This window comes from Gluconobacter kanchanaburiensis NBRC 103587 (assembly GCF_007988905.1).
Lineage (GTDB): Bacteria > Pseudomonadota > Alphaproteobacteria > Acetobacterales > Acetobacteraceae > Gluconobacter > Gluconobacter kanchanaburiensis.
In genome coordinates this window covers 16111-37107 of record NZ_BJVA01000013.1, presented here as the reverse complement: position 1 = coordinate 37107, position 20997 = coordinate 16111, and the positions used below count along the sequence as shown (strand labels likewise).

Below are 20997 nucleotides of genomic sequence, written 5' to 3'. Positions count from 1 at the left end.
GTCTCGGCAAATTTTTCCCCGCGATTATCAGACCGCCAACAGGAAACACATCTTGCCCTTTCTTAAATCTGCGCAGTACGGCGAAAGAGGCTGGTTTCGTGTACGACAGATCATGTCTATTCCGCAGCACGGAACTTACGCCAGTGCGTTGTTGAGAAAATTGATTTAACGCAAAAATTACGAAAATGACATATTATTTATTAATTACAATTGCGTGAATAAATATTTTTACATTGATTGAATTAATATTGCTCCTTTCAGTCGAGGTTTATATTGAAATCCCGAATGGAAACTGAAACGTCAACCGGCCCGGATTTATGTCACTTTGACTTCTGTTTTTTGTTCTTGGCCCGTTTTTCCTTAGCCGCTTTTTGCGACGGGGCGGACGTTCCACCTTTTGCACGCTCGATCACGAAGCGGGCGTAATCGTCCATGTCGCCGTCGAAAGGAACGATCTGGTTGTCTGCGGCGAGCCAGAGACGGTCTGCGACCAGTTCCATCAGCGAACGGTCATGAGTGATAAGAATGACCGCGCCTTCGTAATTGTTCAGGGCGTCCAGCAGGGCGCGGCGGCTGTCGATGTCCAGATGGTTGGTCGGCTCGTCGAGGATCAGCAGATGCGGGGCGGCCATCGCCACCATGTTCAGCAGTAGGCGCGCGCGCTCGCCGCCGGACAGGGCCTCGACCTTGGTGCCCTGTTTTTCGAAATGAATGCCGAACTGCGCCAGACGGGAGCGGTGGGACTGGTCGCTATCCGTTGGACGCGCCTCACGCATGATGTCGAGCGGGGTCTGTTCGGGGTCGAGCGCTTCGATCTGGTGCTGATGGAACCAGCCGACTTCAATGCGGGGAGAACGGGACACCTCCCCGGAGCGCACTTCGAGTGCGCCTGCGATCATTTTCGCGAAGGTGGACTTACCGGCGCCGTTAACGCCGAGCAGACCGATACGGTCATCCACGTCGAGCCTGAGGTTCAGATCACGCAGAATGGCTGGATCGTCTCCGTAGCCGACCTCCACATTTTCCAGCCGGATCAGGGGCGGCGCGAGCGGACGGGCCGGTGAGGGAAGCAGGAAGGGCGAGACTGAGGCCTCAATCGTGGTTTCGATCGGTGTCAGTTTGGCAAGGCGCTTGACGCGGCTCTGGGCCTGGGCGGCTTTGGCGGCCGAGGCTTTGAAGCGGTCCACGAAAGACTGCAGATGGGCGCGCTCGGCTTCCTGCTTGGCGCGTGTGGCGCTTTGCAGGCGGATCTTCTCGGCACGCTGACGTTCGAAATCGTCATAGCCGCCGGTGTAAAGTTCCAGCTTTCCTTCCGTGACGTGCAGTGTGAAATCGACGGAATTGTTTAACAGTTCGCGGTCATGGCTGATGATGAGCGCGGAATGGGGATAGCGGGCGAGGCGCGCTTCCAGCCACAGGGCACCTTCTAGATCGAGATAGTTCGTCGGCTCATCGAGCAGCAGTAGGTCAGGCTCTGCAAACAGCGCAGCCGCAAGAGCTACACGCATGCGCCAGCCACCGGAGAACTCAGCCATCGGGCGATCGAGGTCGGCCGTGGAGAAGCCCAGACCATTAAGAATTTCTGCGGCGCGGGAAGGGGCGCTGTCTGCGTCGATTTCGATCAGGCGCATCCAGATATCGCCCATCCGCTCCGGATCGGCGGTCTCCAGCTCGGCCATCAGGGCAGCGCGTTCGGTATCGGCTGCGAGGATCGTGTCGATCAGGCTGATGGGAGTGGCGGGGTGTTCCTGATCCACGGTCGCCACACGGGCGGCGCGGGGGATGACGATTTCACCAGAATCCGGCTGAAGCTCGCCCTTGATCAGTTTGAAAAGTGTGGATTTTCCGACACCGTTCCGGCCGACAAGAGACACCTTGGACGGGTTGGGCAGGTTGGCGCTTGCACGATTGAAGAACTGTCGTCCCCAGGCGTTGAAGACAAGGTTTTCGATCTGAAGCATGAGGCGGGATGGTCCGGTGACGGTAAAACGGGAGTGCTATCCCTATAACAGTTTGACCGCCCCGGACAGGGACGAGGCAGATCTTTTCTGCCTCGTCCAGGTGTCGTTGTCAGTGGGTGCGAGCGGCAAGCCAGTCGTGGATCTGGTTCTGAGTCGCCTGAACCGCTTCCTGACGGGCCGCAACGGTATTGAGAGCATGGGCTGTGGCAATCTTGGCGCCGGTCGTCTTGCTGGACGACGGATCCTTCTGAAGCTCGGCCAGAATGTCCGGGCTGTTGGAATGTCCTGCGATGGCAGGCAGGAACCCGTCCTGTGACCAGGGGGCCAGATGTGTGCGGATCTCGGCCTCATGCTGACGTACGAGTTTCCAGACAAGGTCCGGATTTTCGCTGGCAGAGGCGATGGACGACAGTGCCATGGAAATACGGCCGTTCGGGATGGCACCGCTATAGGCCAGTTCCACATTGCGACGGATCAGGTCCGGGTCGGAAGCATTGGCGATGGCCTGGAAGAGGCGGAGCTTGAGTTCGGTCGCCTGCGTATCGCGGACTTTCTTGGCCATAATCTCCCAGGTCGCGGCATCGGCATGTTTCATCGCAAGGGCCGAGACCGTACCAACCAGATCGGGACGCAGGGAGGCCGGGTTCTTCAGCCAGCTTGCGAAACGGCGTTTGGCTTCGGCCAGTACAGCCGGGTCATTGAAGGTGCCGAGTGCCGAGATGACGGACGGGCGCAGCATCGTGTCCAGAACGCTCTCATGCGGCTTCTGGTCCCAGCCCAGACGCTTCAGGACTGGGGCAAGGCGACTGCGGGCATAGGCCTGGAACGCAGGGCGATCCGGGCTGCCGATTTCATAGAAATCGAGTGTTTCCAGCTTGCTGATTATTTCCTCAAGCGTGGCAATGTCGGTCTCATGAGCGGCGGTCAGACGGTCCACGAGGTCGAAATATGAGGATAGCGCGCCATGCCCGGCCCGGAACTGCGCGAACTGGTCACCAAGAATGTTGGCACGATCCACGGGAGCGAATTTCGAAATCGAGGCTGCGACCGGTGCGAAAGCCACATCGTCATAATGCACGCGGTAATATCCGCTTTCGCCCAGATCGAGCTTGAGGGGCGCATTGCAGCGGGGCAGGGTGAAGGTGGCAGGCTCCGCACCAAGCACCAGCTTTTTTGTCTCAAGGCCGGGGCCGCCGGCGACAACCGGAATGTTCCAGGTCAGGGCCTTCGCATTCGGGTCATGAATCGTAAAGCGGCTCTGCGTCAGGGTGTAGGTCGTCTGGCCGTTCTTGCAGACGGCGGCGACATTGACCTGCGGGATACCGGGCTGTTCAGTGAAGCTACGGGCGACCTTGCCGACATCCTGTCCCGACGTGCCGGAGAGCGCGTTCCACAGATCCTGACTGGTCGCGTTGCCGAAAGCATGGGCTTTCATGTAGGCGCGCATACCATCACGGAAATGGTCTTCGCCAAGCCAGCCTTCCATCATGCGGATGACCAGTTCGCCCTTGCCGTAGCTGATGCCGTCAAATGCGGAATTGGCTTCGCTCACATTACGGATGACTTGCTGGATCGGATGGGTCGTGGACAGGGCGTCCGTTGCCATCGTGGCTTCACGGGTCTCGTGCTGACGCGGCCAGATGTCCCAGTCCGGATTCATCTTGTCGGTTGCCTTGATTTCCATCCAGGAGGCAAAGCCTTCATTCAGCCAGATATTGTCCCACCAGCCCATGGTCACCAGATCGCCAGACCACTGATGCGCCATTTCATGTGCAACGACTTCGTAGATCAGTTCGCGGGTACGCGGCGTGCTGTTTTTCGGATCAAACAGCAGGACGTTGTCGATATAGGTCAGCGCCCCCCAGTTTTCCATCGCGCCGGCCTGATAGTTTCCGGGGATGGCGAGCATGTCCATTTTCGGCAGTGGATACTTAATTCCGAAATAGTCGTTGTAATAGGGCAGGATTTTTTCGGCGGCCCCAAGTGCGTAAGTGCCCTGCTGCTCAAGACCGGTAGGGGCAAAAACGCGCAGGGGTGTTCCGTCCGCCTTGCCGTCGACAGATGCCATGTCACCCGCCACCAGTGCGAGCAGGTAGCTCGACATGCGTGGGGTGGGGCTGAAGGAGACGCGCTTGGTCTTTTCGTCCTGTTGCGTCGTGCCGATGATCGGCATGTTGCTCACGGCCGCATAATCGAAAGGCAGCGTAACGTTGAGCTGATAGGTCGCCTTGAAGGCAGGTTCGTCCCAGCCCGGGAACATCCGGCGCGCATCCGCGACTTCAAACTGCGTGACCAGCATCCGCTTCCGCTTGCCCTTTGGGTCCGTATAATCGTCCACATAGATGCCGTTCGGCGTCTTCAGGATTGGTCCGGAATACTTGATAGCCAGTGTATGCACACCGGCAGGAACGGGCGAAGGGAAGTGCAGAGTGACAGTCTCGGCAGCATCGTCCTGATGGATCTCTGCCTTCTGCGAGTTGTCCAGAAGGGCGCTGGCCAGCTTGAGACCCGCCTGATTCAATGTGACATCTGTTGTTGGTGTTCGGACTTCAACCCGGATGATCTCGTCACCCTGAAGCGTCAGATGCTCCATATCGGTTGTCAGATCGATGATGTAGTCCGTCGGCACGACGGTTTTGGGCAGTTGTCCCGGTGTTTTCTCGAAGGAAAATGTTCCTTCAGCGTGAGCGGAGAGGGCGAGCGGAAGGCCCGCAAGCAGGGTTGTGAGAACCAGAAGGCGGCGCATGGAACGCAATTCCTTGAGACAGATGAACCAGACAGGGAAGCAGGAACGGACCAGACCGTTCGACTTCAGTTACATTTACGGTGGCATAGCGCTGTCATGCGGAAAAGTGCCCTTCGCTAAAATCCCTGTCATCTGGAAGAGGCGGAGTTCTTGACAGATCAAGGGATACCGCGCTTTTCTCTGCGTCCAAGGCAATGGATTCTGCCTGACCGATCAAAGGTCAAACCGCTTCATCCGGGAGCTGATGATTCCTGTCAGTCGTCCATTTATGACGAGACAGGAGACGTGTGTCAGCCATGTTTGAACCCCAGTCCGAGCCATTTTTCTCCCGCTTCAAAAACCTTCTGCTGTTTGGCGCCATACTTGCCGCATTGTCCGTCTGTATCGGCAGTGCATGCGCTCTTTTTCTCTGGCTGCTGGATTTTGCGACATCCTTTCGGATAACCCATCCGGATCTTTTGTTCGCTCTGCCGGTTGCCGGGATGGGTGTCGGCTTGTGTTATTTCCGGTATGGCCGCGATGTCGAAGGGGGCGCGAACCTGATCGTGGATGAAATTCACGAGCCCGGAGCCGGTGTTCAGCTTCGAATGGCGCCTTTTGTTCTTATTGCCACGGTCGTCAGTCATCTTTTCGGCGCGTCGGTCGGCCGGGAAGGGACCGCCATTCAGGTAGGGGGCAGTCTGGCGAGCGCAACCGCACGATTATTCCGGCTGCGACCATCGGACACCTGCGTTCTCCTGACCTGTGGAATTGCTGCCGGGTTTGGGGCTGTCTTCGGCACCCCTGTGGCCGGAGCGGTCTTTGCGCTGGAAGTGCTGACCCTTGGGAAAGTCGATTACCGGTTTCTTGTTCCCGCCGCGATGGCTTCCATTGTTGCGGACTGGTCCTGTCGAGCCTGGGGCATTCACCATGCGTCATATCCGCTGGTATTTCACGGAACTCTTGGTCGGGATGGCCTGATTTCCCATCTTGATCTGTCACTTGTGGGGCGTGTTGCGATCGCGGCCGTGGCATTTGGACTGATAAGCCGTGTTTTTGCTCAAAGCGTTCATCGTTTTGCAGCTCTTGTAAAAAGGCTGTGCCCAGTTTCTTGGTTTCGCCCGTTAATCGGCGGTGTTCTGACTATTGTGCTGGTTATTCTGGTGGGGAGCAGAGACTATCTAGGGCTGGGTGTTCTGCCTGCCGAGCCTGGCGGAGCATCGATCGTCAGCTTTTTCGGTTCGGAAACCTATCCGTGGTCCTGGCTCTGGAAGCTGATCTTCACGGTTGCTGTGCTTGGCAGCGGTTTCAAGGGGGGGGAGGTCACGCCACTGTTCTTTATCGGGGCAGCTCTGGGTAATGCGCTTGCACCGATCCTGCATGTCCCTGCTGATCTTCTTGCGGCGGTAGGGTTCATTGCCGTCTTTGCGGGAGCCGCCAATACGCCTTTGGCCTGCACGCTGATGGGCGTCGAACTGTTTGGCGGAACGAATATCGTTTACTTCGCTACGGGATGTTTCATCGCTTATCTGTGCTCAGGTCACACGGGGATTTATCTCTCCCAGCGTATCGGCATTCCCAAAAGCCGTTCAAGAGAGGCGATTTGTGGCCTAACTCTGCGTCAGATCGCGGAATCCCGGCGCGAGAGAGTTTCGTAACCAGTTTTATCCTTTGCGGGACGAAGGCTGGGACAGTGCCATAATCAGAGCGATAATCCAGCCCACCCCCGTCCAGCCAAGCAGGATCGTGATCATGGCGATACGATGCTGGTTGGCTGTATGTCGCCTGTAGGCAATCAGCAGCGGGACGAGATAGACCAGCAACGCCAGACTTGCGAGGAGGGGAAAAAGTGTGCCCGATTTTGCGAACAGGCCAGAAGCCGACACGGCCTCACTATTTTCAGCCGGTCTGGCCGCAGCAGAGGATGGCAGCGGTGCGTTCGTTGGTGCTGGTCCGTCCTTCATGGGAGCAGGTGCGGTCGCCCGGGAGTCTGCGGTCTGCTTTTGCGGTTCCGTGACAGAACGGGCCTGCTCGGCGGTGATATAGCCTGTCTGCACCAGAAATGCGGCGAGGGCCTGCGGAAATGGAAGCGGCTTCTTTTCCGCAGGCGAACACCCGTGGCCGTTCTGTTTCTCGGCTGCCGGTTTCAGATCACAGGCAGACAGCCCAAAACCGGACGCCTCTGTAGACTGTGCATGGGCAAGCATGTCGCGCCACCCATCACTGAAGTCGCCGATATTGGCTCGGGTCGCGACCTCATAGGCCAGAAAGCCGTTGGGTTCGAAACGACCTCCCTTCACCCAGACGCGACGACGACGGGCAAGGTCGTCCTTCAGGTAGGTCCGGTAAACGGGATCGCGTGTCACATTTTCAAGCTCGCCATCATGGTAGCGCGAGATGACGACGGGTGCTTCCGAACCGGCATGCGAGGCAAAAGCATACAGAAAAGACTGATCGGCTGTCAGGATTTCCTGCTGTCCGTCTCCGGCGATATCCTCAATATCCGGCTCACCATCGCCGTCCATCGCGCCAAGTTCCAGATGGGCCCAGCGTCCGTCCGGCCGAAGATCGAAAATGGATGTCAATGAACAGCAGTGCGCACCACCCGTATAGGCCGATACGAGAACCTGAGGGAGTGCAGAAGAAGCATCCAGCTTCCGGAACGACATTTTAAGCTGTGTCATCCCCTCGTCTGCTCCGTAGGGCGAGAGGGGAAACGAGACTGTAGGCGAACGTGGATAACCGGGCGCGCGCAACGTCAGAAACGCCATGTGACACGGGGAAGCGGGGCTACTGTCCGCGTCCGTCCAGACGATCGGAATATCGCATTTTGCAACCTTGCGGATGTCGAGCGCCGCACTCACGCCCTGCGCCGATAGCGAGGCATGGGCGCTGTTTTCAAGAATAGCATGTGCGATCGGTGCCGCAGGGCGTGCATACGCCAGACCAGACGACAGGACTGCAAGGAGAAGGGCCGCGGGCAGTGTATTTTTTAGATTGTTCATCATGAAATTGTCTGCCTCCACCTCAGGTCATCCCCGGCCTGTCAGGGCATGTCTTTTCATCTCTGTTTCGGGCGATAACGCCAAGCTGCCCTGGGCGTTCAGAAAGAATAAATGATCGGCGCAGGGGGGTAGGCCGATTGATATCCGGCTTGGAGTATAAAGTGTTGGAATTCTGCACTTCATAGAAAACATATCTTAAAATCAATATGTTGAACGGATTTTCGTAATTCTGTAGCTATGGCCGCTGTGGGGTGTAGTGCATTCGGGGTGCAACGTTTTGTTAAGGTTACATCGGTCTCTTGTGGCGTGTCTGTTCATTTGCCCGCTATCGGCACAGGCAGCATCATGCCCAGACATGTTTGCACATGGGGCAGCACCGGCAGTGTTGCGGGAGACAGCGCGTATTGGAACAGTTCAGCTTTGCAACGAGGCCTATGCGGTTCTGGCTTCCGAGACAACGCGGGGCCCCTTATGGTCTGCCGAAGACCTGACAGAAGAAAATCTGGAAATTGCTGACCGGACCCGCCGTCAGGGGCAGTTTTTCCTTGATACGCGCCTTCCAGCCACTATGCAGGCGTCCCTCGATGATTATCGAAGTTCCGGTTACGACCGGGGACATATGACTCCCAGCGGCGATGCTCCGGGAGCTGTCGCGCAGCAACAGTCTTTTCTTCTCTCCAATATCGTTCCTCAGACGGCCGAATTGAATCGTGGCCCCTGGGAGGGTGTGGAAAGCGCTGTCAGAGGCTGGGCGCGTCAGGAGGGCGAGATCTTCGTCGTGACAGGCCCTGGATACGATCCCGACCACACGCAAACGATCGGGCGCGGGCGTATTTCCGTCCCCGCTGTTACATGGAAGGCGATCTATGATCCCGTGGCGGAGGGTACGGGCGTTTATGTCTGTCTGAACACTCGCCAGCCGACCTGCAAGATCACGAGCGTCGCACTTCTGATCCAGCTTGTGGGTATCGACCCGTTTCCTGCGGTTCCTGCGTCCCTGAAGGACCATGTGAGCGCAATGCCACCCATCAGGGAAACGCCGGAGCGACTTTCAAAGGAGCCCGCATCCCGCGAACTGCTGCGGGAATGGGGCTCAAAGGCGGCCCGGAAGGCGCTCAGGGCTCTTGTAAAAGCGCTGGTCCAATAGCTTTTACGCCTGAATTGTTATGCCCCGGCAATCTGCAGGGCAAGCTGTGCCATGCGAATGGCACCGTTGCGGCTGCCCGCGCCGCAGATGAATCGGGCCGGATGGGCGAATACAGCGTCCGGAACACCTGAGACGACTGCAAGTTTTTCACGCTCGAGGCCGCCCCACGTCTCCGGGAGTGATACCCGCTGCCCGAAATCGCCCCGGACCGGCGGGACCGCCTTGACGTTCCATTGCTCCGGTCCCGCGGGGGACACGACGTACACCACGGGCAGATCCCGCTCGAAAATGACCTTTTCCGTCGGCATCCCGGTTTCCATGACGAGAATACGCTTGTCTTCCGCCGCCTCATAGGCAGCGAGGACCCGATCGGTCGCCTTCAGGCTGGCGCGGACCCGATCCACGATATTGACCAGATGCGACGCGACCGCCGTGGCTGCGTTGGCGAACCCCAGGGATTCCCGGGCTTTGGCTTCCTGTCGGCCATGCACCTCTGCTGTGTCCCAGGGAGGACTACAGGCAGACACGATATCAGCCAGAGAAAGCTTGCCCATTTTGACCACGCCATTGTCGTCCTGATCGATCGGAAGGATCAGGGACTTGTCGAGGCTCTGCCAGATCAGATCGACCGTAGCGTCCTCGATAGGTGCTCCAAGGAGGTTGCGGATGGCAGCCCGGCCATAATCTTTCCATAGAAGTCCGGCGGCACTGTATGGGATGCCGTCCTCACGCAGAGGCTTGTCCTTCATGTGATGATCGTAGCGACCGTGAGGTGGATCGTAGAGGCCGCCGACGTCAAAGACGATATCAGCCGATTTGATAATGTCGGGATTACGCGTCCGGATGAAAGTCAGCCGGTCGGCGGATTTTTCGTCAAGAATGCGTCCGCGCAGATCGCCCTGGGGGGCTAGAGCATAATGCAGGATCACATAGCCCATGGTCTCGTCGACATGGAAATTGCCCGAATGGGTCAGGGCTGTGACGGCGGATCCGTCGTTATTGAGACCAATCGGTGTGTGTTCGGACATCGGGAAAACCTGCGGCATGAATGGGACGTATCGGCCCCTTTCATGCAGCAGGGCGGCCTGGCAGACAACCGGGCGTCAGGCGTTAGTTTCAGGCTGCCTTATAGAGCGCGCACAGTTTGTTGCCGTCCGGATCGCGCAGATAGGCAAGATAAAGATTGCCCATCGTGGTGTGGCGGATGCCGGGTGGGTTCTCGATGGTCTCGCCGCCGTTTTCCACTCCGGCCCTGTGCCACGAATCAACCTGCGCGGCACTTTGCATTGCGAAACCGATCGTTCCGCCATTGGCCTGAGTAGCAGGCTCGCCATTCAGGGGCGGGGTGATGACCAGGTAGCCCCCGGAATGAACGTAAGTAATGCGCCCACGGTCGTTGGGAGTCGCGGGCTCACAGCCAATCACGCCCAGAGTCGCGTCATAGAATGTCTTGGAACGGGCGACGTTATTGCTACCCAGCATGATATGGCTGAACATCAGGATCATCCTTCATCAAATAGGGGGGCAGAAAAGGGCCGCCCTTTAATTTAATCGATATTGATATTGCGAATGCCGCCCGGAATACGGGTCTTGGAATTGCGTGATACGAACGTCACGCCATTCCGGTTATATTCCGGATTTTCCGCCATAGCCTGAAGGGTTATGTCGTCACGCACATCCAGCGGGCGGTCATGTCCGCCGTTATCGTTGCGGGCAATGGCAACACATTTTGCCGTTGCTGTTGCAAACGGAAGAGCATTTCCGTTGGCACCGCTCAGCATCTGTTCGCGAATGCATTTGCTGTCTGTATGCCCCGTGACCCATGGTGCTGCAGAACAGGAGGCAAGCAGAAACATGGCAGGGAAGATGGCATAACGCATGACGGAAACCTACTCGTGACAGGAAATGGAGTAAAGCTGCGAGGCACTTGCGCGCTGAACGTCTAATGGGGGCCTGCTCCGGAAAAGGTCAATGCCTTCCGCATCATGAAGACTGATGGTTATGATCCGACATCTGTTAATATGACGGCACATGCCCCGTGGAGATCAGTCATGATGCACCCCTCCTGTCCAGTCCTGAACGATCCGGATGTATTACGGGAAATCAGGCAGATGTCGGACCATTATGAGCAGGCTCTTGGACAGAACAGGCTGCCGGAACTGGATGCCCTTTTCCATGATGGTCCCGAAACCGTCCGTTATGGCGTTGGAGAAAATCTTTATGGATCGGAAGAAATAAGGGAATTCCGGCGCAATCGGACAGGCGGTTCACCTGAACGGCAGGTCCTGCGACGTGTGATTAACGCCATCGGAAAAGACACGGCCACAGTCGATCTTGAATTCCGCCGGGCCGGGTCCGACCGGATCGCCCGGCAGAGCCAGACATGGTTTCGCACGCCTGAGGGATGGAAGATCATTGCTGCCCATGTGTCGCTGATGGGGACGACATCCTGAAAGAGCGGGAGATCAGCTCCCGCTTGAAACATAGCCGGCAACAGCCCGGTTCCACGCCAGAACCATAATGCCGAGAAATACGAAGCCTGCGAGGGGTGAGAACGCACCGATCCAGATCGGCAGGCCCAGTGGATCCGGATGATGGAGGCTAAACAGCGCCGGATAATAACATACCGCGGCGAGCGGCAGGACGAAGGTAATGAACCGTCGTAACCAGCGTCCGAACATGGTCAGCGGATACTGGCCGGCTTCGACGCCGCCATAGGTCAGGACATTCACGACCTCCAACCCTTCAACGGTGATGAAGCACAGGGCCGCCTGTCCGATCAGCACCCCGAGGAACATGGCCGCTCCCCCGGCCACGGCCCAGGGCAAGACAAGGGTTGCGGTCCACTGGACGTGTGGGGCGAGCCAGAGCCCCGCCACGAGCACAAACACGCCCTGAAGAAAGCGGCCGATCGGGCGAAGACGGAGTTCGTGCCCGAGAAGCAGAAGTAGGGTGGAACGAGGTCGCAGGAGCAGGCGGTCGAAACTTCCGGTCCGGACATATTCGCCTCCGAACACTTCAAAACCCCGGCCCAGTGTTTCAGCGACAGAGAAAGCGACGTTCACCAAACCATAAAGAACCGCAACCGTGCCGATATCCCATCCAGCAATGCTGCCAAACCGTTGAAACAGGCTCCAGATGCCGAAAAAACTTAACAGCGTCGTGACGAAGTTGCCGATGGCCTGAATGATGAACGTGCCGGGATAGCGCAACTGCGCGATGATCGAGGCGCCCGCCATTCTGCGATAGAGACCGAATGCGCCCAGTGTGCGTGTGGGGGAAGGAGACATGTCAGGCACCCTGCACCTCAAGGCGGTTTACGGTCTGACGCATCCACAGGCGACCGAGCAGAGTCAGGGCAGATAGCCAGAAGATCTGAAGTCCAAGTCCCGTTACCACGCCACCGGGGATCGGTGTTCCGAGATAGATGCGGATCGGAATATCGGTGATGCCTGCGAAGGGCTGGGCGAGAAGAAATGGGCGGATCCAGTCCGGATAAAGTGGCAGGGGGAGCAGCATACCCGACAGAAGAACGGCGAGCGGCGTTCCGACCGCATAGCTGCCCAGAGGGGACAGGGTTCGCGCGGTCAGGATGTTCCACCACATGACGATCGTGGCGGAGAGAAAGGCGCCCAGCGTGATGGACATCAGCGCGAGAATGGCAGCAGCCAAACCCGCGGGCGGCGCAAGACTCCATGCGCCGAGTCCCATGAGCATGGCCAGAGGCCCTGCCACGCAGGCGAGAAGAACAGCGCGGGGCACCGCGTTACCCAGAAGCCGGGCCAGACTGGCGGAAAGCCACCAGTTCCACATATCGACGGGACGCAGAAGGTCATAAACGATGGCCCCCGTACGGGCTGCATCTCCGATCGCGGGCAGGCAGCCAAGAGGCAGGAGCGTGAAAAGCGACTGCTGGATCCAGGTGTAGGTCATAGCCTGCCGCAGGGAGAGCGGGGCCTGTACGTCCGGTGCGGCATGATAGACGGAGGCATAGGCCATCAATGTGACGGCTCCGAACCACATCTGAGCGACAAGACCTGCGACAACGGCAATGCGATAACGCAGCCCGATCTTCCACTGAAGCCCGAACGCGGTGAAATAGGGACGCAGGATCATGCTGCATGATCCGCATAGAAACGGGTGATGATCTCGTCGATCGAGGGACGGCTGACACGCACGTCGTCCAGTCCCGGAAGCTGCCCGACATGTGCGACGAGCGCCGGGGCAGGGATCTGGTGCGGGTCGAAGGTGATGGTGAGGCTGTGGGGTGTGCGGGTCGTTTCCGTCGCACCCGTCGGCAGCGTCAGCTCAGGCGGCGTTCCGTTGAAATCAAGTTCCAGAATACGCTCTGAAAGCGTGGTCGTGCGTAAGTCTTCAAAAGGACTGTCCGCGAGAATACGTCCATGACCGATAACAATAACCCGCTCAGCCAGAGCCTCGATGTCATGCATGTCGTGGGTGGTGAGCAGGACAGTCGTGCCACGATCGCGGCAGAGTTCATGAACGAAGGCACGGACAGCAAGTTTGGAAGGGGCATCCAGACCGATCGTCGGCTCGTCGAGAATGAGAATGTCAGGATCGTGGATAAGAGACGCGGCAATTTCTGCGCGCATCCGCTGGCCGAGAGAGAGCTGGCGTACGGACTGGTCCATAATGCCGCCCAGATCCAGCGCATCCGCCAGCCGGGCCCGGTTCCGGGCAAAACGCCCGGAGTCTACGCCATAGATATCGCGTAGCAGGGCCAGCCCTTCACCGACGGACAGATCCCACCAGAGCTGCGTCCGCTGTCCGAAAACCACCCCGATTCTTGCGACATGCTCGACACGGTTCGCCCAGGGGATCAGGCCGTTGACGCGGACTTCACCGGAAGAGGGGCGCAGAATGCCGGAAAGGATCTTGATGGCGGTCGATTTTCCCGCGCCATTCGGACCGATGAAGCCCGCGATCTGCCCCTTTGGAATGGAAAATGAAATGCCGTTAAGCGCCAGGATGTCACGCGTTTTTCCGCGCCAGCTTCCTCCTTCGCGAATCCTGTAAATTTTCTGCAGGTCTCTGACCGTGATGGCATCATTGGAAGAAAGAGGCGTCTGCATCGGAACTCCGTCGTGGGCGTCAACTGTCGTTGAAGAGACAGTGGGCAGCCGGTAGCGATGAAATCAAGCGGTTTTCAGGCATCAGGGCGGCGTCTTCCGACCGGGATCAGTGGCTCCTTCTGAAGCGCGTCGAGAGGATAATGGCTGACACCGTTCGCTCCACACCTTCCAGTTGCCCAATATCGTCAATGGCTCTGTTGATGCTTTCGGTCGTCGAAGCGCCGAGGAGTGCGATCAGATCCGACGCTCCACTGACGGCATGGAGCTCACGCAGTTCCGGCAGGGTTTTCAGATCTCGCTCCACTTTCTGACGGTGACGGGGTGTAAGAACAATCGAAACATGCGCCCGCACAAGGTCATCGTCTGAGGATTCGACAAGCGTGTAGCCCCGGATATGTCCCTGTCTTTCCAGTCGTTCGATCCGTCCCTGAAGTGTTGTGCGCGAAACACCCAGCCTCCGTGCCAGCACGGCTGTGGGGGTGCGCGCATTGCGCCTCAGGATATCGAGAAGGGCTTGGTCAGTTTGATCCGGCATAATGCTCTTTATAGACGGCAATATGCCGAAAGAAACGTCTTTATGCCGGCGACCTGCCTCTTGAGATCAGTCGGTCGCCGCCATGATCCTTTCCATAACACTTCCGGAACAGGATCATTCTCATGAAGCAGGTTACAGTCGCGGGCGCAGGCAAAATCGGCTCCGCAATTGCAGAACTCCTCCATCACGGTGGCTACAGTGTGACACTGCTCGACTGTCATGCTGATTATCTCAACAGCCTCGCGCTTCCCGATGGTATCCGTCGGCAGACCGTCGACATTGGAGAAGGTTTCACGCCGGATCTGCTGAAAGGTCAGTTTGCGGTTCTCTCCGCGCTTCCATTTCATCTGACGCGCACCGTCGCGCGTGCTGCAGCGGAAGCCGGGGTACATTATCTGGACCTGACTGAAGACGTGGCATCGACCAAGGACGTGCGTGCGCTCGCTGAAGGTGCGGCAAGTGCGTTCATACCGCAATGTGGTCTCGCGCCGGGGTTCGTCTCCATAGCCGCCCATGACCTCGCCAGCCATTTCGACGAGATCGACACGATCCGTCTGCGGGTGGGAGCGCTCCCACGTTTCCCCGCCAATGCTCTGGGATACAACCTGACCTGGAGTACCGAAGGCCTCATCAACGAATATATCGAACCGTGTGAAGCCATCGTGAGCGGTCGCCGGGCGCTGGTACCGGCACTGGAAGGGGTGGAAACCATGGGAGTCGATGGCGTCACCTATGAAGCCTTCAACACGTCCGGCGGCCTGGGGTCGCTCTGTGAAACATATGAAGGACGCGTGCGGGAACTCAATTACCGCACCATGCGCTATCCCGGTCATCGCGATATCATGAAGGTTCTGCTCTCCGATCTGAGACTGTCGGAGCGGCGTCATATTCTTCAGGACATCTTCACTCATGCGATCCCGGGAACATTGCAGGATCTGGTGGTTCTCTCAGTCATCGTGACCGGAACGCGAAACGGAAGACAGCAGCAGGAAACACTGGCCCGTACCATTCATGCACGGGAGTTTATGGGAGGGTATCGCACGGCCATCCAGTTGACCACCGCAGGTTCGATCTGTGCTGTTCTCGACTTGCTTGCGAACGGTGTGATTCCCTCCCGTGGCTTCGTGCGACAGGAGGATATTCCTCTCGATGCGTTTCTTTCGAACCGCTATGGAAAGGTCTATCAGGAGCACCATTAACGGTGCACAGGTGCCTGAGCTGCATAAAAAAAGCCGCCCTGAAAGGGCGGCTTTCCATGCATCAGCACTGTTTGCAAGACAATCAGATTGCCTTGATGCTCACAGCCGACGTCTTGCCGTTACGACCAGCTTCCAGTTCGTAAGAAACGTGCTGACCTTCGTTGAGAGTATGAAGCCCGGCACGCTCAAGTTCAGAAATGTGAACGAACGCATCCGGTCCACCGCTATCAGGCTGAATGAAGCCGAAGCCTTTGGTGGAGTTGAACCATTTTACGGTGCCTGTTGCCATAACGAGGCTCCTTATTGAACTGGCAGTCGCATACGAAAGTGCATACGAAATCATAACGCTTAAGGAGAAAGAATGACGCAACATGCGTCGAGAACCCACTTAAGAGCACCTGCCTCACTCAGCTAGACGTGACATTCCAATAGGATGCAAGAAGAAAATTCTGGTTCGGGCGGTGTCTGACGTTTCTGGAAGGTCGATCAGAGCCCGTATTGTGTCCCTCTTCGCCGAGCCGACACGCGATGGCTGCGCAATAAACGAGGCGGCCCGCCAGAACCCGCTGGTCCGTCATATGGATTTCGAGGGTGAGGACTGGCTCTATTTCCCGGCGCTCCGTCCTGGAGTGGCAATCATTCGAGCGTCGACGGTTGATGAGAACGGTAGGCTGGTCTTTGAATAGGAAGGCAGCACGCGGGGCACCATGGAAATGGCTCCAGCTGTTCTGGCGGACGTGATCGTTGAAGCGCCGGAGCACCTTAAGGCGACCCCAACAGCCTATGACCCCGCTATTTCAGGCGAGATTTTCTGTTCGCTGCCCATGTACGAGATCCCCGATTTAGGAGCGTGCGAAAAGGCAAGATCCCTAAAATCATGCCGGAAGTGTCTCAGGTCAGTTTCACCAGTCGTTGTGCCGCCGGGACCGGACAGGAGATCACTTGTGTGACGGAGCGTTGCGTTCTGAGGGTGCTCGATGGCAAGCTGAAGGTCACCGAGATTGCGCAGGGATCGACTTTTAGCGGGACATTCCATGTCAGGTGACGGTTCATCTCGAGGTTTCGCTGGATTGGAAATACATGAACGCGGCTCTGTTCCGGGATGAATCCTCGGGGCTGGCCCTATAAACTGTCCCTCCTCGCGCCAGCCAGACAGGAACTGACCATGATGCTTCAGGACCGCATGTTTCTGACAGAACTCTTCGACGCCGCCGTTGGTGCGGCAGAGCCGGAGCAGATCTTGGCAGCACATCTTCCCGAGCCACCCAAGGGCCGGACGGTTGTTGTCGGTGCTGGAAAAGGCGTGGCCCAATTGGCGGCGGCTTTCGAACGTGTCTGGACAGGACCGCTCAGTGGAGTCGTAGTCACGCGTTACGGCAATGTCTGTCCAACGCAGTTCATCAAGGTTCTGGAAGCCTCGCATCCGGTGCCGGACGAAGCGGGTCTGAAGGCTACGAAGGCGCTTTTCGAAGCGGTGAGGGGACTGGGGCCAGATGATCTCGTCGTGGCGCTGATCTGTGGGGGCGGTTCTGCTCTTCTGCCGTCACCGCCGCCGGGCATAACGCTTGCGGACGAGGCCGAACTGAACCGTGTTCTGCTTGCATCCGGTGCACCAATTTCGGTCATGAACAGCATCCGCAAACAGGTGTCGGGAATCAAGGGAGGTCGTCTTGCGGCCGCGGCGGCTCCGGCGAAAGTTGTGTCTCTGGTCGTGTCGGATGTTCCTTTCGACGATCCGGCACAGGTGGCTTCCGGACCTACCGTGCCAGATCTGGGCACGCGGGAAGAGGCCTGTCGTTTGGCCAAGACGTGGAAACTGCATCTGCCCGAAAAAGTCCAGTCTTGGCTGGATGGAGAAGAAGGCCGCGCACCGCTGGCAACCGATCCAGTATTCAGCGGGAACGAAGTTCGCGTAATCGCCTCGGCACATCTGTCGCTTGAAGCAGCAGCGGCAAAGGTGCGGCAGGCGGGGATCTACCCCGTGATTCTGTCGGATGCGATTGAAGGTGAAGCCAGGGATGTTGCCAAGGTTCATGCGGCTTTGGTGCGGGAAGTTATTCTACGGGGACGGCCTTTCCGCCGCCCTGTCGTCATCCTGTCAGGGGGGGAAACCACCGTAACTATACGCGGACAAAGTGGGCGGGGCGGGCGCAATACCGAGTTTCTTCTTGCTTTTGCGCTGGCGGCAGAGGGCCTGACGTTTTCGGCTCTGGCGGCGGATACCGATGGTATTGACGGCTCGGAAGACAATGCCGGGGCGTTCGCTGACGGAGTTAGCATGAGGCGTCTGAGGGAGAAGGGGTTCAACCCCATGGATCTTCTGATGGAGAACGACGCCTATACTGCGTTTGAGGCACTGGAAGACCTGTTTGTTCCGGGTCCGACCGGAACAAATGTTAATGATTTCAGAGCTGTACTGCTTCGCTAGGACTGGCCCGGGGAGTTTCAATAATGATTGATCTGTGCATGTGGTGGCGGCTGTAGTTTTTTACAGTCTCACTAGTAACCATCTGGTTGGTTATCTGTGGAAATCCGATAATATTTCTGAACGGAATGCACGATGCAGTCCGCGAAACGGCCCGGTCTTTCGTGGATAACGTCAACTGTCCTGTCGCTGAGGCGCTGGACCGTGAGGGGCGCTTCCCGGCGGCAATCTACGAGGAAGTGGGTAGCCTTGGCCTGTTCGGCATTGCGTTCCCGACGAACAGGGCGGAGCGGGTTGCGACACGCTGACTTATGCTGTGGTGATGGAAGAACTCTCTTGCGGCGACCTCAGCGTGGCCGACTAGTGGGGCCTGGTGGAGCTAATCTCCACGTTTCTACGTCATGGAACGCCGGAGCAGATTGATTATTCGAAAAATCCGGTAGTTTTGAAGTCTTCCGTCTATTGGGGGCGGGCTCAGGAGTATTCCTGAAGAGTGGGAGGATAAAGCTGCAAAACTATCCCACCAGGACAGGCCTACGCGCTGGAGGCTGAAGTTCACAAAAGAAAAGCGGCAAGACGATGAAACCATGTCGTCCAGTGATCTCGCCATCCGGTTCTTTAACTACAAATCCTACGTTTCAATTGACCGGAACTTTTAGTTTATCCATAGAAAAAACTGCATCTAAAATCGATGCCTCGCATATCCAGCGGGTGTCAATACTCGATCTGCCCAGATACAGGTCAAAAGCGACCCCAGGAACCTTCAAAAAATAAGCTACAACCATCAAAACACAAATCAGGAGCATCAAATAAAAGTTCTTCGATTACTTCACGTGCGATCTTTAGAAAAGGATTACTTCCTTAGGTGTTGTGAAGCTGCTCGAAAAAACCGATTATGTTCCTTCTCCCAAAGCGCACACAGGAGTGCCGCAACAATAATTTCGATCGCTATGCCCATGATCCACTGGATAATGTCCAGCACAGGTTCCCGGACTGCAAAGAGCTGAAGAAGCAGGCTGAAGCAAAGGCTTGTAGTGCCGCAGAACTTCAGGAAATTTTGGCGCTCCCGCGTTAATTGGCCTTCAAAAAAAATCCGCTTTCCCCGCTCGGAACCGAAAAGCAGGAAGCCGATTGCAACCTGTGCGAACAGAAGCGAGATCCATGTCATATCAGGTGTGGACCTTGCGGGTCGTATGGAGCGTTCCGAGAGTAAACGATACAGACAGAGCCAATGCCGTCATGCTAACAGCTGTTATGTATCCGCCATGCCATAATGGTCCCATAAGAGCGACTGACAGACAGGCCACTGCGTCCGCGCCCAGAAGTTCGGGCCATGCGTGGTTACTGCGTCTCAGCAGGGCATAAAGCAAAGTGATTCCCCAGGTCGCGAATACGCATGCGACTTCGTAAAACGCCCTGTCGGGCATTGTCGCAGGAAAAATCCGGTTTCCGATAAAGAATGCCGAGAATGCAAGAGGCGTTCCTGCCAGTATGCCGACGTTGAGGCGAAAGACGATCCTGTGGCCGCGATGTCCCGGGCGCCGAAGGCGTTTGAGACACCACAGATGCATGCCGCTTCCGATGACTGTCGCAAGGGCTAGGCCGGACAGGAAATAGAGCCAGCGTGTCATAGCGGGCGCAAAGCGTGCGACGTGAAGACCATAGAGAAATATATACGCCCGGATGACAGGGCGCCGCTCTATATGTTCTTTCAGGATCTTGCCCGAGGGGCCATCGAACGTGATGACGTCTGATGTCGTGCTGACGGTATGGGCATTTCCCGCGACGACCGTGACGATTGACGACCGATCCGATGGATTGAACACATAGATCTGTTCCAGCCCAGTGCCTCTGAAGTGAAGTTCGGCTTCTTTCAGCATGGGCAGGAGCGGGGCGAGATGGCCGGGATGACCACTCGCCGGGCGTGAGTAAAGCGCGGGGTTCAGATCGGCATAGGAGGCGGTGATGTCATGCGGGTACAGAACCAGCGTCGTCCAGGGCAGAAGCATCGTTCCGAGCGTTATAGCTCCGGTGAAGGAGATTATGAGATGGAATGGCAGGGCTGCCACGCCAAGAAGATTGTGGAGATCGAGCCAGCTTCTCTGGCCACGTGAGAGACGGAAAGTAAAAAAATCCGCCAGAATACGGCGGTGGATGATGATCCCGCTGATCAGCCCGACCAGAAGAGCCAGTGCCGCCACCCCGGCAAGAAGCCGTCCCCAGGGGTAGGGAAGCTGGAGTTCGAAGTGAAAACGATAGAAAAATTCGCCCCCGAGCGTGTCCCGAATCCCATCCGGGCTACCAGTCGAGGGATCGAGCATACGCTGGACATAATGTCCTTTTGCATCGGGCCATAATGCGGTTGCGGCCGGACTGCGTTCGTTGGCCGCAGTCAGATACCAGGCTCCTGCATGTCCAGCATGCTGGCTCAGCCAGTTCAGGGCATGCAAATCGACAAGGAGCGGATCGGAGGGTGTGACGGACAGTTCGGGTCTGGCCCAGAGGCTGATTTCCTGTCGGAACACGCTGAGCGATCCGGACAGTGCAATGGCGAACAGAACCCAGCCTGTCACCAGACCGAGTGTTGTATGGACCAGTGCCATGGATGCCCGGAATGTATTTCTCATGCCCGCCGAAATCCCGCAATGATCAGGGCTGCCATAAGCAGGCCTAAAGGGAGGAGAAGGGTGACCAGTCGTCTGGCATCACGAATGCCGAAGGATGCAATGAAAATGACAGGCCAGACGATCAGCCCTGCAAGGACCCCCGCAATGGCTTTGTCTGCCCGTGAGAAGGGCAGCCAGAGGCACAGACATGTCCCAGCCAGTGCGGACACAGTATAGCCGACCGGAATGGCCGCGATCAGGCGCATGATCAGGGCGCGGCGCGCGGTCATTCTGGAACTTG

21 protein-coding genes, 2 pseudogenes and 1 riboswitch are annotated in these 20997 nt (G+C 57.4%); of the genes and pseudogenes, 9 read left to right on the top strand and 14 right to left on the bottom strand.

Translation table 11 applies throughout. The features are described 5' to 3' along the window. Nucleotides 1–320: 320 nt before the first annotated feature. Together GKA01_RS10350 and GKA01_RS10345 are read right to left on the bottom strand one after the other, a co-directional pair. On the bottom strand, nt 321–1961 hold the full coding sequence (locus tag GKA01_RS10350) for an ABC-F family ATP-binding cassette domain-containing protein (protein WP_146862520.1): 1641 nt from the start codon (nt 1959–1961) through the stop codon (nt 321–323). Between the two features lie 109 nt (nt 1962–2070). Beyond that, a complete protein-coding gene (locus tag GKA01_RS10345; protein ID WP_146862517.1) occupies nt 2071–4707 on the bottom strand; it encodes a M1 family metallopeptidase in 2637 nt (878 codons plus the stop codon). A gap of 181 nt (nt 4708–4888) precedes the next feature. Further along, nucleotides 4889–4968: riboswitch (Fluoride riboswitch) on the top strand. A gap of 35 nt (nt 4969–5003) precedes the next feature. Between GKA01_RS10345 and GKA01_RS10340 the strand changes: the two genes are divergently transcribed. Then, nucleotides 5004–6344 (top strand): voltage-gated chloride channel family protein, encoded by a 1341-nt coding sequence (locus GKA01_RS10340; RefSeq protein ID WP_146862514.1) that lies wholly within the window; start codon nt 5004–5006, stop codon nt 6342–6344. A gap of 6 nt (nt 6345–6350) precedes the next feature. Here the strand turns inward: GKA01_RS10340 and GKA01_RS10335 are convergent, their stop codons facing one another. After that, the gene (locus tag GKA01_RS10335) at nt 6351–7694 is read right to left on the bottom strand and encodes a superinfection immunity protein (protein WP_146862510.1); all 1344 of its coding nucleotides are present in this window, start codon (nt 7692–7694) and stop codon (nt 6351–6353) included. Nucleotides 7695–8046: 352 nt separating this feature from the next. On the opposite strand from GKA01_RS10335, the gene GKA01_RS10330 reads away from it, so the two are divergent. Next, on the top strand, nt 8047–8838 hold the full coding sequence (locus tag GKA01_RS10330; RefSeq protein ID WP_146862507.1) for a DNA/RNA non-specific endonuclease: 792 nt from the start codon (nt 8047–8049) through the stop codon (nt 8836–8838). Nucleotides 8839–8855: 17 nt separating this feature from the next. On the opposite strand, the gene GKA01_RS10325 is transcribed toward GKA01_RS10330, so the two are convergent. The 3 genes from GKA01_RS10325 to GKA01_RS10315 all read right to left on the bottom strand — a co-directional run bounded on the left by GKA01_RS10325 (nt 8856) and on the right by GKA01_RS10315 (nt 10718). Then, on the bottom strand, nt 8856–9866 hold the full coding sequence (locus tag GKA01_RS10325; RefSeq protein ID WP_146862504.1) for an MYG1 family protein: 1011 nt from the start codon (nt 9864–9866) through the stop codon (nt 8856–8858). An 88-nt stretch (nt 9867–9954) separates the two neighbouring features. Continuing rightward, a complete protein-coding gene (locus GKA01_RS10320) occupies nt 9955–10335 on the bottom strand; it encodes a VOC family protein (protein ID WP_146862501.1) in 381 nt (126 codons plus the stop codon). Between the two features lie 50 nt (nt 10336–10385). Beyond that, nucleotides 10386–10718: a hypothetical protein gene (locus tag GKA01_RS10315; RefSeq protein WP_146862498.1), complete on the bottom strand. Its 333-nt coding sequence runs from the start codon at nt 10716–10718 to the stop codon at nt 10386–10388. Nucleotides 10719–10889: 171 nt separating this feature from the next. Between GKA01_RS10315 and hpxZ the strand changes: the two genes are divergently transcribed. After that, nucleotides 10890–11291: an oxalurate catabolism protein HpxZ gene (hpxZ, locus tag GKA01_RS10310; RefSeq protein ID WP_228120010.1), complete on the top strand. Its 402-nt coding sequence runs from the start codon at nt 10890–10892 to the stop codon at nt 11289–11291. Nucleotides 11292–11303: 12 nt separating this feature from the next. Here hpxZ and GKA01_RS10305 read toward each other — a convergent pair whose 3' ends face one another. The 4 genes from GKA01_RS10305 to GKA01_RS10290 form a co-directional block, all read right to left on the bottom strand. After that, nucleotides 11304–12128, bottom strand: coding sequence for an ABC transporter permease (locus tag GKA01_RS10305; protein ID WP_228120011.1), 825 nt, complete (start codon nt 12126–12128; stop codon nt 11304–11306). Between the two features lies 1 nt (nt 12129). Further along, nucleotides 12130–12954 (bottom strand): ABC transporter permease, encoded by an 825-nt coding sequence (locus tag GKA01_RS10300; protein ID WP_146862490.1) that lies wholly within the window; start codon nt 12952–12954, stop codon nt 12130–12132. Next, nucleotides 12951–13931, bottom strand: a complete 981-nt coding sequence (locus GKA01_RS10295; protein ID WP_146862488.1) for an ABC transporter ATP-binding protein — start codon at nt 13929–13931, stop codon at nt 12951–12953. Before GKA01_RS10295 ends, GKA01_RS10300 begins: the two co-directional genes overlap by 4 nt. Before the next feature lie 106 nt (nt 13932–14037). Then, entirely contained in the window at nt 14038–14466 is a 429-nt protein-coding gene (locus GKA01_RS10290; RefSeq protein WP_146862484.1) for an Lrp/AsnC family transcriptional regulator, read from the bottom strand. Between the two features lie 122 nt (nt 14467–14588). Here GKA01_RS10290 and GKA01_RS10285 point away from each other — a divergent pair, with 122 nt between their 5' ends. Continuing rightward, nucleotides 14589–15665: a saccharopine dehydrogenase family protein gene (locus tag GKA01_RS10285; protein ID WP_146862481.1), complete on the top strand. Its 1077-nt coding sequence runs from the start codon at nt 14589–14591 to the stop codon at nt 15663–15665. An 82-nt stretch (nt 15666–15747) separates the two neighbouring features. On the opposite strand, the gene GKA01_RS10280 is transcribed toward GKA01_RS10285, so the two are convergent. Continuing rightward, nucleotides 15748–15954, bottom strand: a complete 207-nt coding sequence (locus GKA01_RS10280; protein WP_146862478.1) for a cold-shock protein — start codon at nt 15952–15954, stop codon at nt 15748–15750. Nucleotides 15955–16126: 172 nt separating this feature from the next. Here GKA01_RS10280 and GKA01_RS10275 point away from each other — a divergent pair, with 172 nt between their 5' ends. The 5 genes and pseudogenes from GKA01_RS10275 to GKA01_RS13830 all read left to right on the top strand — a co-directional run. Beyond that, nucleotides 16127–16351, top strand: a complete 225-nt coding sequence (locus GKA01_RS10275; RefSeq protein WP_146862475.1) for a hypothetical protein — start codon at nt 16127–16129, stop codon at nt 16349–16351. Between the two features lie 191 nt (nt 16352–16542). Beyond that, nucleotides 16543–16710, top strand: coding sequence for a hypothetical protein (locus GKA01_RS13640; RefSeq protein ID WP_167506357.1), 168 nt, complete (start codon nt 16543–16545; stop codon nt 16708–16710). Nucleotides 16711–16830: 120 nt separating this feature from the next. Continuing rightward, nucleotides 16831–18093: a glycerate kinase type-2 family protein gene (locus GKA01_RS10270; RefSeq protein WP_146862472.1), complete on the top strand. Its 1263-nt coding sequence runs from the start codon at nt 16831–16833 to the stop codon at nt 18091–18093. Between the two features lie 125 nt (nt 18094–18218). Next, nucleotides 18219–18454: pseudogene (locus GKA01_RS10265) on the top strand (acyl-CoA dehydrogenase family protein). Nucleotides 18455–18572: 118 nt separating this feature from the next. Then, a pseudogene (locus tag GKA01_RS13830) lies at nt 18573–18746 on the top strand (IS5/IS1182 family transposase); the annotation flags it as partial. Between the two features lie 197 nt (nt 18747–18943). On the opposite strand, the gene GKA01_RS10255 reads toward GKA01_RS13830, so the two are convergent. From GKA01_RS10255 to GKA01_RS10245, 3 genes are read right to left on the bottom strand one after another with little or no spacing between them, the layout of a single operon-like run. Further along, nucleotides 18944–19258, bottom strand: coding sequence for a hypothetical protein (locus GKA01_RS10255; RefSeq protein ID WP_146862468.1), 315 nt, complete (start codon nt 19256–19258; stop codon nt 18944–18946). A gap of 1 nt (nt 19259) precedes the next feature. Next, a complete protein-coding gene (locus GKA01_RS10250) occupies nt 19260–20717 on the bottom strand; it encodes a PepSY-associated TM helix domain-containing protein (RefSeq protein WP_146862465.1) in 1458 nt (485 codons plus the stop codon). Next, nucleotides 20714–20986 (bottom strand): DUF3810 domain-containing protein, encoded by a 273-nt coding sequence (locus GKA01_RS10245; protein WP_146862461.1) that lies wholly within the window; start codon nt 20984–20986, stop codon nt 20714–20716. Before GKA01_RS10245 ends, GKA01_RS10250 begins: the two co-directional genes overlap by 4 nt. Nucleotides 20987–20997 lie beyond the last annotated feature (11 nt).

Coding starts and splice junctions, on each gene's coding strand:
- GKA01_RS10345 (WP_146862517.1), bottom strand. CDS start 4,707: ATGCGCCGCCTTCTGGTTCTCACAACCCTGCTTGCGGGCCTTCCGCTC.
- GKA01_RS10245 (WP_146862461.1), bottom strand. CDS start 20,986: ATGACCGCGCGCCGCGCCCTGATCATGCGCCTGATCGCGGCCATTCCG.
- GKA01_RS10325 (WP_146862504.1), bottom strand. CDS start 9,866: ATGTCCGAACACACACCGATTGGTCTCAATAACGACGGATCCGCCGTC.
- GKA01_RS10340 (WP_146862514.1), top strand. CDS start 5,004: ATGTTTGAACCCCAGTCCGAGCCATTTTTCTCCCGCTTCAAAAACCTT.
- GKA01_RS10315 (WP_146862498.1), bottom strand. CDS start 10,718: ATGCGTTATGCCATCTTCCCTGCCATGTTTCTGCTTGCCTCCTGTTCT.
- GKA01_RS13640 (WP_167506357.1), top strand. CDS start 16,543: ATGCCGGAAGTGTCTCAGGTCAGTTTCACCAGTCGTTGTGCCGCCGGG.
- GKA01_RS10295 (WP_146862488.1), bottom strand. CDS start 13,931: ATGCAGACGCCTCTTTCTTCCAATGATGCCATCACGGTCAGAGACCTG.
- GKA01_RS10255 (WP_146862468.1), bottom strand. CDS start 19,258: ATGACATGGATCTCGCTTCTGTTCGCACAGGTTGCAATCGGCTTCCTG.
- GKA01_RS10270 (WP_146862472.1), top strand. CDS start 16,831: ATGATGCTTCAGGACCGCATGTTTCTGACAGAACTCTTCGACGCCGCC.
- GKA01_RS10290 (WP_146862484.1), bottom strand. CDS start 14,466: ATGCCGGATCAAACTGACCAAGCCCTTCTCGATATCCTGAGGCGCAAT.
- GKA01_RS10300 (WP_146862490.1), bottom strand. CDS start 12,954: ATGATCCTGCGTCCCTATTTCACCGCGTTCGGGCTTCAGTGGAAGATC.
- GKA01_RS10280 (WP_146862478.1), bottom strand. CDS start 15,954: ATGGCAACAGGCACCGTAAAATGGTTCAACTCCACCAAAGGCTTCGGC.
- hpxZ (WP_228120010.1), top strand. CDS start 10,890: ATGATGCACCCCTCCTGTCCAGTCCTGAACGATCCGGATGTATTACGG.
- GKA01_RS10285 (WP_146862481.1), top strand. CDS start 14,589: ATGAAGCAGGTTACAGTCGCGGGCGCAGGCAAAATCGGCTCCGCAATT.
- GKA01_RS10330 (WP_146862507.1), top strand. CDS start 8,047: ATGTTTGCACATGGGGCAGCACCGGCAGTGTTGCGGGAGACAGCGCGT.
- GKA01_RS10335 (WP_146862510.1), bottom strand. CDS start 7,694: ATGATGAACAATCTAAAAAATACACTGCCCGCGGCCCTTCTCCTTGCA.
- GKA01_RS10250 (WP_146862465.1), bottom strand. CDS start 20,717: ATGAGAAATACATTCCGGGCATCCATGGCACTGGTCCATACAACACTC.
- GKA01_RS10305 (WP_228120011.1), bottom strand. CDS start 12,128: ATGTCTCCTTCCCCCACACGCACACTGGGCGCATTCGGTCTCTATCGC.
- GKA01_RS10320 (WP_146862501.1), bottom strand. CDS start 10,335: ATGTTCAGCCATATCATGCTGGGTAGCAATAACGTCGCCCGTTCCAAG.
- GKA01_RS10350 (WP_146862520.1), bottom strand. CDS start 1,961: ATGCTTCAGATCGAAAACCTTGTCTTCAACGCCTGGGGACGACAGTTC.